General features: G+C 57.9%; 8 protein-coding genes. 5 read left to right on the top strand and 3 right to left on the bottom strand.

Features of this window, described 5'->3' with window-relative positions; all coding sequences use genetic code 11:
* Positions 1–109: 109 nt before the first annotated feature.
* Complete coding sequence (locus tag KRR23_RS18990; protein WP_103314543.1) at positions 110–628, bottom strand: sigma-70 family RNA polymerase sigma factor; 519 nt, start codon at positions 626–628, stop codon at positions 110–112.
* A gap of 228 nt (positions 629–856) precedes the next feature.
* On the opposite strand from KRR23_RS18990, the gene KRR23_RS18995 reads away from it, so the two are divergent.
* Entirely contained in the window at positions 857–3,025 is a 2,169-nt protein-coding gene (locus KRR23_RS18995; protein ID WP_216743758.1) for a condensation domain-containing protein, read from the top strand.
* 58 nt (positions 3,026–3,083) lie between these two features.
* Here KRR23_RS18995 and basC read toward each other — a convergent pair whose 3' ends face one another.
* A complete protein-coding gene (gene basC / locus KRR23_RS19000; protein WP_216743759.1) occupies positions 3,084–4,403 on the bottom strand; it encodes a putative histamine N-monooxygenase in 1,320 nt (439 codons plus the stop codon).
* A gap of 91 nt (positions 4,404–4,494) precedes the next feature.
* On the bottom strand, positions 4,495–8,829 hold the full coding sequence (locus tag KRR23_RS19005) for an amino acid adenylation domain-containing protein (protein WP_253912179.1): 4,335 nt from the start codon (positions 8,827–8,829) through the stop codon (positions 4,495–4,497).
* A gap of 131 nt (positions 8,830–8,960) precedes the next feature.
* Between KRR23_RS19005 and KRR23_RS19010 the strand changes: the two genes are divergently transcribed.
* The 4 genes from KRR23_RS19010 to KRR23_RS19025 are packed head-to-tail and all read left to right on the top strand — an operon-like array spanning position 8,961 to position 13,612.
* Positions 8,961–10,136, top strand: a complete 1,176-nt coding sequence (locus tag KRR23_RS19010; protein WP_216743761.1) for an isochorismate synthase MenF — start codon at positions 8,961–8,963, stop codon at positions 10,134–10,136.
* Between the two features lie 26 nt (positions 10,137–10,162).
* Positions 10,163–11,998: a (2,3-dihydroxybenzoyl)adenylate synthase gene (locus KRR23_RS19015; RefSeq protein WP_216743762.1), complete on the top strand. Its 1,836-nt coding sequence runs from the start codon at positions 10,163–10,165 to the stop codon at positions 11,996–11,998.
* Between the two features lie 27 nt (positions 11,999–12,025).
* Positions 12,026–13,252: a histidine decarboxylase gene (locus KRR23_RS19020; RefSeq protein ID WP_216743763.1), complete on the top strand. Its 1,227-nt coding sequence runs from the start codon at positions 12,026–12,028 to the stop codon at positions 13,250–13,252.
* A gap of 36 nt (positions 13,253–13,288) precedes the next feature.
* The gene (locus KRR23_RS19025) at positions 13,289–13,612 is read left to right on the top strand and encodes an isochorismate lyase (RefSeq protein ID WP_054597213.1); all 324 of its coding nucleotides are present in this window, start codon (positions 13,289–13,291) and stop codon (positions 13,610–13,612) included.
* Positions 13,613–13,821: the final 209 nt, after the last annotated feature.

Consider the following 13,821-nt stretch of genomic DNA (forward strand, 5'->3'; position numbering starts at 1 on the left):
TTTGTGTTCGAGCGTTTTGCGCGTTGCGTACCTTTATTCCGAACGGCGACGCAAAACCCTCAATCGAAATGCGGATTAATCCGTTCGCCGCCATGAACCGAACGACCGATCACAGGCCCGCCCCCGATGCGAATGGGTGACAGGCCCGAAGGCCCGCAGCGATGTATTTCTCGACGGAGGACACCGACACCTTCAATTCGGCCGCGATATCCCGGTGGCCCATGCCATGCAACTTGCACATCAGCAACGCTTCGCGGGCCTTGAGTGGCTTGTTATGCAAGGCAACATCGATCTGTGACAGCGCCTCGGATGCCAGCGCACGAACCTCTTCTGATGGCACCTGAGGCTCGGCTTGCTGCATCAGCCCTTCCAGATGGCTGGCCTCAAGATGCCGGCGGCGATACAGATCTATCACCATTCCTTTGGCGATTTGAGTCAGATGACGGCGTGAGTTCTCGGTCGAGGGAACCCGGCCCTTCCTGATGAGATTGAGATAGACGTCATGGGCCAGATCCGCTGCATCCACCGAATTACCCAGCTTGCGACGCAACAAACTGCACAACCAGCGGTGGTGATCGACATACAGCTTTTCAAATTGCTCCTGGGACGCGAACGCTCCGTTGTCCACAACACCTCTCCTGAGACGATGGTCTTCGCGATCAGATTTTGACTAATGCGAATAGGTATGATTATTATTTAACATCATACGGTGTTCATAGAGCCCCTGCAATGCGACCTCATTGCAACTCCTTTGATGCCCGGGACCCTGGGCGTACACCAGACCGAGGATCGGTCTGTCGGCACTCGGTGCCACCTCTACTTCTTACTGTTCAGTTTGATAAGGCGGGAAATTTCCATGATGGAACTCAGTCCAGATTCGTTACCGAAGCTATCTGTCAACGGTCACGAGGAGCATATCTGGCTCTTGCAACAGCAATACCCCGAACGCATCCTCAAACACCTCTGCGCCTGGCGGCTCGACGCTGATGTCGATCTTTCAAGGCTCGAGTTGGCGATCAAGGCCGTCATCGAAACACTGCCCGATTTGAATGCACGCTATCAATTCAACGACGACGGCGAAGTGGACAAGGTCCACGCCAGTGACTGGAAATCCTGCGTCGAACTCATTCGCTCATCCTCCGACGCCGAAGCCACCGAGCAATTGCTCTCGCGGCAAGCGGCATCGTGGGACGCGCAAAGCCAGCCACCGTTCAAGGCGCTGATGATTCAAACCAGGCAGAACGTTATCCTGGCGTTCGTGATCCATCAGATCCTCGACCAGACCTGCCAAAAGATCGACCTCTATCGCGGGGTCCTGAACGCCTATGTCGGTCACTCGACCAGCGACACACCGTGGTTACGCCGTCAGGCCGATGGCAAGGATGCAGCGCCAGCAGCCAGTACACCCAACGCCCGGCCAGTGGCCAACAGCAGTGAAGTGGCGACGATTATCCTGGGCGAATTCCGTGGTGCCCTGGCTGAGCCCGACATGCAACTTACGGATGATTTCTTTGATTTCGGCGGCCACTCCCTGCTGGCCACCCGCATCATTGGCAAGCTATTGAGCAATCACGGCATCGAAGTCCAGTTCAATGACTTTTTCAGTGCCCCTACCGCCGAGGCCCTGGCATCACGGGCCCACGTCATCACGCAAAACAACCCGACAGCGTCTGCGGTAGACCTGCCGCAAGACGTGCAGCGGGCACCTTTCGCGCTGGCCCAGGCCTCCCTCGGGCGGGCCTATGTCGCCTATGGGTTCGGGACGATTTTCAACCTGCCCTTTGCCTTGGACTTCCTCGATAACGTGGATGAAGCGCTGTTCGAGCAAGCCTTCCGCGACCTGCTCGTACGCCATGCCAGCCTGCGTACGACCTTCCACTTCCAGGACGCTGAGGCGTATCAGCAAATCGTGCCGATCGCGCAACTGTCCCGCTACAAATGGTTCTGGCCCAGCCATGAGAGCCGAGGGGTAACGCTGGAAAGCGAAGCCACTTATCAGTTCGACCTGACCCGCGAACTGCCCCTCAGGGTTCGCTTCATTTACGACTCGCAGCGCAAGCGCCAAACCCTGTCTTTGCTGATCCATCACATGGCCATTGATGAATGGTCGCTCAACGTCATGATGGAAGAACTGGCCCAAGCCTACCTCGCCCGTGCCGCCGACAAGGCGCCGACCTGGGAAGCGCCTGCCCGCTCATTCCATGAGTTCGCCGTGCAAGAACAAAGTACCGGCGTCAATCAAAAGCATCTCGACTATTGGACGAGCCTGTTGCGTGATGCAACCCGCGGCTTGACACTGCCCTCCCCTGATCATCAGGCGAGCGCGCCTGCCGAAGCCGCTTCGACGAAGGCTCAATGGTTCGAAATCAAACCCGAGCAAGACCTCACCGATAACCTGTATGCCTTCGCCAGACAGAACAACTCGTCGCTGTTCGGCGTGGTCTATACGGCCATTGCGCTGTCCCTGCACAAACTCGGTGACTTGCAGGACCTGGTGATCGGCACGTCGGCTTCCGGGCGCACCGATCCCGGGTTTTACGAAACGGTCGGTTACTTCACCACCATGGTCGCGCACCGGGTGCAGTTCGATCCTCAGCAGACAGTGGGCACTCTGATCGAAAACGTCACCCACCTGATCAATGACTCCATGGCTTATGCCGATGTGCCGATGGAGACGATTCAACAAGCCTTGGGCATGACAGCTGCGGACGGCCTGCTGTTCGACGTCTATATCCAGATTCATGCCAACAACGCATTGAACGGCACGTTGAGCACGCCAGACGCAGGAACGATCCGCTACCGACAGATTGACCCGGACAAGAACCAATCGATGTTCGGTATTCAGTTCGAGATCCTGGAAAACCTGATCGACGGCAAACGCTCACTGCGCCTGGTGATCACCTACCGTTCGGAGCGTTACAGCGCCGAACAGATGGCACGCCTCAGCGCAATGATCGATCACGTGTTTGCACGCTTCACAACGCCAGATGCAGCCGGCGTCGCCCTGAATCATATCCGCGCATAACCCTCAATCAGGGTCTTGGTAACGCCAAAAGTGTTAACAAGACCCTGCACATCAAGCTCTACGCTTCATGCATCCCGTAGCGCTGGAACGATGAGCGCTTGGGCAAGCGGTAGTGCGTTCGACCGAGTAACCGGTTGGCAATCGTCGCATTGCGAATGGCCGCTACCCCGAGATCCGGCGAACCAACACCATGCTGGAAGATCTCCGCGTTCTGCACAAAAATACGGCCCGTGCCTTCGTCGCAGCGGCGCGCCGTAAAATCTTCCTGGACGATACAGTCGCCGTATTCATCGGTTTCAAGCACGACGCCTTTGAGCCGTTCAAACCACTGCGGCCAGGCATGCCCGTATCCCGTCGCCGCAACAATGGCATCTGCCTCGAGGGTACTGGTCTGATCCAGTTCACGGTGCCGGTAGGCAATTCGCAGCGTGCCGTCGACATCCTCCACGGTCTCGACCTCGCAGTTGGAAAGCAATGTCAGGCCTGTATCAGCGCCGCCAATCGAGCGTTCGTAGATCAGGTCGTAGATCTCGGCAATGGTCGAAAAACTGATGCCCTTGTACAGCAAGCCCTGCCCCGCAACGATATCTCGGCGACGCTCCCGTGGAATACTGTGGAAGTACTCCATATAGGAGGGCGTAAAGCACTCCTGCCCAAGTTTTGAATACTCCATGGGATGGAAGCCCGGCGAACGCGTGATCCAGCGAATCGAAGCACCGGCCGCGATCCGTTCGGGGGTCAACTCGTTGAACAATGCCAGCACGCATTCCGCCGCACTCTGCCCGGAGCCAATCACCGTGACCCGCCGGCACTGCGCCAACTGCTCCTGCCTTTTGCCGAACTCCGCCGAATGCATGACCGGCGCCGTGCTCTTGAACTCGGCCCATTTCGGCAACAACGGCACGGTGCCGACGCCAATCGCCAGGTCCCGGCTGTAGTAACGGCGTTTGAAGCCGGACACGGACTGGCTTTCAATCAGGAATCGGTCAACGCTCGCGTCATAGCTCACATCACAGATGTCTTCGCCGAAGTGGCAGGCGGGCAACTGCTGCGACGCCCATCGGCAGTAATGGTCGTACTCGCGCCGCGGCACCTGAAAGTTCTCGTAGTAATAGAACTGATACAAGCGATCATGCTGATGCAGGTAGTTCAGATAACTCAGTGGATGCGTGGGGTCAGCCATCGTCACCAGGTCCGCCAGGAAGGGAACCTGAAGCGTCGTGCCTGGCAAGAGAAGTCCTTCATGCCAGCGAAATTCCGCTTTACGATCAAGGAAAATACCCGTCACGCCCGGGTGCCTGGACAGTAATGCAGCCAGCCCGAGATTAAAGGGCCCAATGCCAACACCGGCAATATCTACAGTGGGTACATCCGTCATCCAATCCATCTCCATAGGGTCTGCTGTTTGGTTAGAAGGGAGCACGCTCTGGGTGCCCCACTCCATTCATTTCAATAGTATTCAGAGGCGCTCACGAACCTTCAGCCATGAGCAGCCGTTCGACGTCTTGTGCATTGCGACAGCGCAGCAATTGCCCGGGTGAAAGCACCACCGAAAAGTCTTCCTGGAACCGCGCCGAAATGGCTTTCAAATGCTGGGGACGCAACCCCAGGCTGATGAAATCCACCGCGCCATTGACCCCGTCTTCCAACGGGCGGCCCAGTACACTCAAGTAGAGGTCCAGCACCTTGTTTCTCTTGGTCGAGATGATCCTGGCGGCAGGCTCGGCCACTTCATTCGCCGGCGCAGTGAGCAGGCTGCGGGCCCGCTGGCGATCAGGCTTGCCGTTTTGCGACAGCGGCATCTCATCCACGCTCAAGAACCGCGTGGGTACATGGGAGTGCGGCAGATGTTGGCGGGCATAGTTGCGCAACTCGGTTGCCGTCAGCTCTGCGGCACCCTGCTGGCCGACATACAGCGCACCGATGCAGACCTCACCTCGACGCTGCTCGCCATAATCCACGACCAGCACGTGCCTGACCGATGGGTGATTGATCAATTCGATCTCGATATCCGGGAGCGACACCCGTACACCGCGAACTTTCACATAGCCGTTGACCCGACTGTCGAAGATCAAGGTGCCATCGCGACGGTAACGACCACAGTCACCGGTGCGGAAAGCACGAACAGCCTGGCCATGTTCATCGCTGACGGTCACGAACTCGCTCTGTGTCAGCTCGCCGTTTTCCAGGTAGCCCAGTGCGAGATTGACACCGGCCGTGTGAATTCGGCCGACAACGCCCACCGGGCAATGCTCACCCTGTGAATCAAGGGTGAAGTAACGGTTACCGGGCAAGGGCCTTCCATAGGGGATCAGCGCTTGGTCATCGGCAGTGATCTCGTGCCAGATACTCCAGATGGTTGTCTCCGTCGGCCCCCCAAGGGAGATCAGCCGGGAAGCCGGCAGCAGCGCGCGCAGCTCGGCGATCACGGCGGGCTTGATGTAGTCACCACCCTGCGCAATCAGGCGCAGGCTCTTCAAGTCATGAGCGGCGCGGCAAGAAAGAAGCATCTCCAGGATGGCTGGCACCGAACACCACAACGTCACCTGATGCCGGGCAATCAACTGATTCCAGCGCACCGCATCCTTTTCCTCGCCATGGCCAGGAAGTACCAGCGTCGCCCCCGCTGTCAGGCAGCCCAACACATCGAAAACCGACATGTCATGGTGAAGCGGAGTTACGGACATGAACACATCGCGCTCGGTCACTGCCCAGCGCTCAAGGGTGCTGCCAATGACATTGGCTGTGGCTCGGTTGCTCAGCACCACACATTTGGGTTTTCCGGTAGTGCCCGAGGTATAGAGGTAATAGGCCGGCGCTTCGCTTGACGACAAGTCCTCCATCACCGGTGGAACCTCGGCTTGCACTGCCAGCAGCTCATCGGGTGTCGTGTAAGGATGCTCGACAGACTCGCCCTGGGTGATCACCACCAGATCAGGTCGACAGTTTTCCAGCAGAAAAAGCCGTCGCTCCTCAGGTGCCGAAGCATCGATGGGGACCCAGATCAAGCCCGTCAGTGCACAGGCCAACGTCACCATCGTGTGCTCTGGGCTACGGGGCAGGCATATGGCAACCACATCGTGCCGAGAAAGTCCGCGCGCTTTCAATGCAGCGATCACCCGACATACGCCGTCACCAAGCTCGGCATAACTGATTTGTCGGTCACCGCTGATGAGGGCGATTCTGGCGTTGCTACGATCAAAGATATTGCTCGCGATCTGCCCGAGAAACGCTGCGTGGCACGCCTCGGTAACCGGGCTATTCAGCCGGTAGTGGCGCCTGTCGATAATCGCCGGGGCATCAATGGCAAAAACACCGTTTGCCGTGATCTGACCGATCGCCCTTTCGAAGGCGCTCAAGATATCGCTGACCACAGCCGGATCAAGCACTTCGCGCGCATAGTCGATGTCGAACACCAAGGCACCATCAGCATTCGCCGAGAAGCGAATATCCATCCCCACTTGAGGTGTCTGGGTCAGCCCGCCACACAGGCTCATGGGACTGTCCGCCATCGAGACCGGCCAGGAAAAACCGTTGGTGATCACCACGGGCAGGACGGGGCCCGGGCCGTGGGATTCGAACAGCAACCGGGCAAGGTCAACCCCTGAAAAGGCCAGATGTTGCAAACCTTCCAGCACATCGACTTGCAGCTGGGTAGCCCGCTGCGCAAAACCGTCTGGATCGGTGCTCCAATTGACCGCGATAAAGCTTGAGCGATTGGCGAAGGCACCACTCGTTTGCGGAGCAACAGGCACCGCGACACACACTCCCCCCTCATCGACCCAGTGGGAAAGCACTTCCAGCACCAGCGCCATCAGGGCGGAATTCTTGAACAGCCGTTGCCGCGCTCCCAGTTTGCAGAACGCGCTGAACACCGCCTTGGGTACCAACAGACTCTGTCGCTCATAGCGAGAAGCGCCCACCTGGTCCAGCGGGGTGATCCACGGCAAACGTGGAGCACCGCTCACGCTGGCAAGTTTGGCTTTCCAATAAACGGCATCCGCCTTGCGTTGGCGGGCGAGGTCTTCTGGCTCGGGCATGACCTCTGTGAACGGTTCCTCGCCGACGACACCGTCGAACAGTTCAACCATGAGGGTTGCGATCGATCGCCCATCGAGGATCAATGCATCAAGGCGCACAAAAACATTCAGATGACCTTCCGGGAGCAGGAAGACCGTGACATTCCAGGGCGAGCGATCCAGTTCGAACAGCGCATGCGCATACGCCTCACGACGCTCCTCAACATAGCCAAGGGCATCTTCTGGCGACAGAGCCGTGAGGTCGACTTCCTGCAGATTTATCTGCACCTCGTCACTGGCAAACTGCACGAGTTTTTGCGCATCGATCCGTGTTCTCAGGCTTTCGTGGCGCTGGACCATCCCGGCCAAACGGTTTCGCAGCAGAGCAGGATCCAAAGAGCCGCGGTACTCGCGAAACTCCTGCATGGCCACACCGCCCAGCGGCATCTGCGGGCTGCGCCCAAGCAGATAGGCCTGCTGAAGAGCGTTCAGCGGCAGCCTGCGCTGAGAGAACGGTAGATCCAGGACAGCGGAGCAGACAGACGCCTCACGCACGATCGCCACGAAGCGATCGAACAGATCCGACACCCAGGCTTGCGGCAGAGCATCAAGGCGAATATCCCAATTGATCAATATGCCGCCGTCGGCGCATGCGATCTGCGCGTCGAGTGCAACCTGGGGCCCTTGGGAGATCACCCAGTTCATCGGCCCGAAGACACGCCGGACGCGCTCCGAGAGAAGATCGCCGCCCGGCATGTCCAGTGCTGCGGTAAACACCACCGGTGCCAGTTGCGGCGAACCATGATGGCGAGATAGATCGCGCATCAGATTCACCCCTGGATAGGCGCAATGCTCGAGCAAGTCGACCATTTTTTTCGCCATCTGCGTACAAAGGGCTGCAGGGTTGCGGGCCGACTCGATATCCACATCGAGAATCAGCACGTTGGCAAAATCACCGACTACCCGCTCGACGTCATCCACCAATGGCGGACGCCAGAATGAGGGCACGTTGAGGCGGAATTTCTGGTCCCCCGTCTGCGCCCCGAGTACAGCGGCGAAAAGCCCCATCATCAAGGTCGACAGGGTCATTCTTCGCTCACGGGCCAGACGCTGCAGCGCCTGGCGCTCATCGGGGCCAAGCCATGTGCTTAATCGATGGCTGCGGGCTTGATCAGGCTGAACCTCGAGAAACGGCAATGTGGGCGCAGGAGCGACTTCAGCCAGGCGCTCACGCCACCAAATACGGTCTCGTTCCCGGGCGACTTTGAGCGAGGTATCGGTACGTGCCTTGTCGTACCAATCGAAGAAAGAAGGCGTGTGTGGAACCGGTCCGTCGGGGTCATCATAAAACCGTGCGAGGTCTTCGATTAACGTGCGAAAACTCGATGGGTCGATGGCGATCATGTCCGTATCGACGTGCAAGCGGAACTCATCGTCTGCCAGCAGGCTGACCGAGAAACGGACGCCCGGGCAATGGCCGAGATCAAGCTGCTGATGAGTCCATTCCTCACGCTTGCAGAGCAGATGCCATGCTACTTCCGGCTCGGTCATCGAGCGTAGATCTTCGACTTCCAGCTGCGGTGACTGGTCCATCGAAGCAATGGATTGCAGGCCATCCGCATTCAGCCGGACCCGCAGCATGGGATGCAGCCGGCATACCCGTTCAAGCGCCGTGCGCAGCCGTTCCAGGTCAATGGAACGACCATCGAACTCGGCATAAAGATGAGCCGAAACGCTCCCTAAAGACGCATGAGCAGCACGCCCGATCCAACAGGCGGCTTGCATTGAAGTTAACTCTCTCATGGCTCACTCATGTGATTGACAAATCTAAATGATTAGCGTCCCATAATAGAAACGATAATGATTATATTTCAAGACTTAATTTTTTACCCATAGGCCACGGAGGCTTTCCCCAAATGAGATCGGGCACCCTAAGAGCGAATGACACGGATGAGGTGCAAGCTATTGATGAAAAAGAGAGTTTTTCATTTACCTCCGGCGATCGAGAACTAACAGTTGCCGGGATGCTTCAGCGAATCGAAACACCTGCCATTGGCGGCGATAACGCCAATAGCCTGTTCCAGAAAACCGTGCAGCAAGCCCTCGACCGGGCGCGCAAGACCGGTCAGAACAACCCGATAGTCGTCGGCGCCATCCCCTTCGATCCTGCTGAAGCCTCTTGTCTCTACATTCCCGAACACGCCGAGTGGCGAGCACGAAGCGCCACCGTACGGACAGGCGTCGCAGCACTGCCTGAACTGATCGAGCAAAAAAACATACCGGACGAGCAAGGTTTCAAACGTGCGGTAGAGCACGCGATCGTCAACTTCCGCCACAGTGATGTGCGCAAGGCCGTGCTTTCGGTGCAACGTGAGTTGGTGTTTGCGCAGGATGTGGATGTGGTCGCCATGCAGAACAATCTGCGGGCCCAGAATCAAAGCGGCTATCACTTCCGTGTACCCATGCCGGACGGCGCTACGCTGATCGGCGTCAGCCCCGAGCTGCTCGTTCACAAGGACGGTCTGAACTTCGTTTCCAACCCGCTGGCAGGCTCGGCCAAACGCATGACTGATCCACAAGCGGACCGGCGCAACGCAGATTGGCTGTCAGCCTCGGAAAAGGATCACTACGAGCACCGCCTCGTGACCGAGGACATCGCCACTCAACTTGGGGAGCTGTGCACACAGCTGAATGTGCCCCAGCGCCCTACCCTCATCAGCACGCCCGCACTTTGGCATCTCTCCACGCGTATCGAAGGCACATTGGCGGATCCGACAGTTTCGGCCTTGCAGCTTGCCTGTCGCCTGCATCCAACCCCTGCTGTCTGTGGCTTCCCCACCGAGCGCGCCCGGCGCCTGATCCGCTTCGTCGAACCCTTCGAGCGTGGCCTGTTCACCGGCATGGTTGGCTGGTGCGACGCCCAAGGCAATGGCGAGTGGGTGGTGACCATTCGCTGCGGCACCGTCAAACGCAACAGGGTCCGCCTGTTCGCCGGCGCAGGCATCGTCGAAGCCTCGAGCCCCGACTCCGAATGGACAGAAGTCCAGACCAAACTCGGCACCATGCTGCGCGCATGCGGTTTGGCCCACTAATACGAACTTTTTCAGTAGTGACAATCATGACTATAGAATTCAATCACTGGCCCCTCGACAGAGCACAGCGCTATCGGGAAAAAGGCTACTGGATCGACCAACCACTCACACACATTCTCCAGGCACGCAGCCAGTCGCAACCTCACGCATCGGCGATCATTTGCGGTGATCGTCGTTTCAGCTATGCCGAGCTGGAGCAGCTGTCGTCCAACCTGGCTTCGCGCCTGGCGGCCAGCGGGCTTGGCAACGGCGACAGCGCCTTGGTGCAATTGCCCAATATTGCGGAGTTTTACATTGTCTTGTTCGCGCTGCTCAAGGCCGGGATTGCGCCCCTCAACGCGCTCTACAACCATCGAAAACTGGAACTCAAGAGCTACGCAAAGCAAATCACGCCAAGGCTGCTGATCGCCTCTCGTGAGCATGAAGTCTTTCGCGACGACAGTTACATCACAGACCTCAAGGAAGTGGGTTCCAGCCCCGAAATCACCCTGCTGCTGGGCGAACCGCGTCACCAGAACAACCTCGCCGCCTGGATCAAAACCCCAAGTGAGCACCCTGTGGACTTCTCCCCCAGCGAACCGGGCGAAGTGGCGCTATTCCAATTGTCGGGCGGCAGCACAGGCACCCCCAAACTCATCCCGCGCACCCATAACGACTATCACTACAACGCCCGGGCGAGTGCGCAAGTATGCGAGCTCACTGCACAAACGCGCTTTCTGTGCGCCCTGCCCGCGGCGCACAATTTCTTGCTCAGCTCGCCCGGCGCCCTGGGTGTCCTGTATGCCGGCGGCACTGTCGTCATGGCTCCCAGCCCGGAGCCGTCGACGTGCTTTTCGATCATAGCGCGCCATGAAGTGAATACCGTGGCCCTGGTTCCAAGTGCGGTCGCCTTGTGGTTGCAGGCCGCGCCGGAGCACAGAGAGCAACTGCAATCGCTGGAATTCCTCCAGGTCGGCGGCGCCTGTTTCGCCGACTCGCTGGCACGCCAGGTTCCCGGAGTGCTCGGCTGCAAGTTGCAGCAGGTGTTCGGCATGGCCGAGGGCCTGATCAACTACACCCGCCTGGACGACTCAAACGAACAGATCTTCACCACTCAAGGCCGTCCGATCAGCCCGGATGACGAAATCAAAATCGTTGACGAACAAGGCATTCCCGTCCCCCACGGCGAGCCTGGCATGCTCGCCACTCGCGGTCCCTACACGTTCTGCGGCTATTACCGAAGCCCCGAACAGAATGCCCAGGCGTTTGACAATGAGGGTTACTACTATTCCGGCGATCTCGTTGAGCTCACACCGACAGGCGATTTGCGGGTCGTCGGCAGGGTCAAGGATCAGATCAACCGCGGTGGCGAAAAAGTAGCCTCGGAGGAAATCGAAAACCTCATCGTCCTCCACCCGGACGTGACCCACGCCGGCCTGGTGGCCATGCCCGACGACAGACTGGGGGAAAAGAGCTGCGCCTTCGTCGTCACCCGCAACCCCCATCTCAAACCACCGGCCTTGAGACGCCACTTGATGGAACTCGGCATCGCCGAATACAAACTCCCCGATCGTATCCGGCTCATCGAGACCATGCCGCTGACGGCCGTGGGCAAGATCGACAAAAAGCAACTACGCCAACTCCTGGCGGCGGAAACCACCCGCGCCTGGCTACACACCCGCGTACTGCAACTTGTCGAAGACTGTGAAGACCTGGACCCGGAGGAAAACCTGATTTTCTACGGCCTCGATTCCCTGCGGGTGATGAAGCTCGCTGCGGAGCTCAAAGAACGCGGCATCGCTGTGAGCTTCGAAGAGCTGGCGGCCTCGCCCACGCTCGCCAGTTGGTGGTCGCTGGTAGACACCAAGCAAAAAGCCGCCTGACCGGGCGGCTTCTAAAAGGAGTTAGGCATGACTTTATCCACTGCCGACCAAAGCAGGCTTGAGCGCTTCTGGCAGCACTGCGTGACGAATCAGTACTTCAATATCGGGTACCCCGAATCAGCGGACTTCGATTACTCCCAGTTGCATCGTTTCCTGCGCTTTTCGATCAATAACTGCGGGGATTGGAACGAATACAGCAACTACCTGTTGAACTCATTCGACTTTGAGAAGGACGTCATGACGTACTTCTCCGAGCTGTTCAACATCGCGCTCGAAGACAGCTGGGGCTACGTCACCAACGGGGGGACCGAAGGCAACATGTTTGGCTGCTACCTGGGTCGCGAACTGTTCCCGAATGGCACCCTGTACTACTCGAAAGACACCCATTACTCCGTTGCGAAGATCGTCAAGTTGCTACGGATCAAATGTCGTGCAGTCGAGTCATTGGCCAATGGCGAAATCGACTACGACGACCTGATGGCAAAAATAACCGCCGACCAGGAACGCCACCCCATCATCTTCGCCAACATCGGCACCACCCTACGCGGAGCCGTCGACAATATCGCCACCATTCAACAGCGTCTGCAGCAGGCGGGCATTGCCCGTCATGACTACTACCTGCACGCAGACGCAGCGCTGAGCGGGATGATCCTGCCTTTCGTCGATCACCCACAGCCCTTCTCGTTCGCCGATGGCATCGACTCGATCTGCGTCTCCGGCCACAAGATGATCGGTTCGCCCATTCCTTGCGGAATCGTCGTGGCCAAACGCAAGGACGTTGCGCGCATCTCGGTGGAAGTGGACTACATCCTGGCCCATGACAAGACCATCAGCGGCTCGCGCAATGGCCATACACCCTTGATGATGTGGGCGGCGCTACGCAGCCACTCGTTCGCTGACTGGCGCCAGCGTGTCCACCACAGCCTGGAAAAAGCCCAGTATGCAGTGGATCGATTCCAGGCTGCGGGGATTGATGCCTGGCGCAACGAGAACTCCATCACCGTAGTGTTCCCTTGTCCGTCGCAGAGGATTGCGAAGAAATATTGCCTGGCGGTATCTGGCGATACAGCGCACTTGATAACGACACCCCATCATCACGACAACGTAATGATCGACGCATTGATCGATGAGGTCATTACCGAGCTTGAGACGGATGCCTGGCAATTCGGGGGGGTGCATGTCAAACAAGGGGGGAATGAGCGACGACCTTCAAACTCCATCAGGGAAACGTGCCCCCGATTCGATGTCATCTGAAACTGGCTATTTTCAACACACCTTGAGACAAGCACCATGTCGCCACTTAAAACACCTGAAGCCTGCGAAAACCTCAATGATATTCGGGCAGGCATCGATTTTTATGATCGCCAGATCCTTGAGTCCTTGAAACTACGCCTGGGTTATGTAAAAGCCGCTGCGCAATTCAAAGCCAATGAACGGGCTATCCCCGCTCCAGAGCGGGTCGCGGCGATGCTCGAAGACCGTCGCGAGTGGGCAGTCGCCGCCGGGTTCGAAGTGGCCTTCGTCGAGAAACTCTACAAGCACATTATTCATTGGAATATCCAACAGCAGATTCTGCACTGGCAAGAAACTTATTCCGACCGAAATACCGCATAAGCCCATAGATGAGCGTATGACCAGGTCTACTGTGTAGACATTTCCGGGTTTATAGTTCTGAAAGGGCGCCAGAGAGGGGCGCCCTGCACTTTCAATCGGTTTATCGTCCGAGTGGATGACCAGGCGTACATAATTCGTGGCAGACGTCACAGGTGAAGAGCGTTTCTCGGCCTAAAGCCGCTCGAAGACATCTCCAATGTAGTCAACGA

This window comes from Pseudomonas sp. CVAP#3 (assembly GCF_018986375.1).
GTDB classification, from domain to species: Bacteria; Pseudomonadota; Gammaproteobacteria; order Pseudomonadales; family Pseudomonadaceae; genus Aquipseudomonas; species Aquipseudomonas helvetica.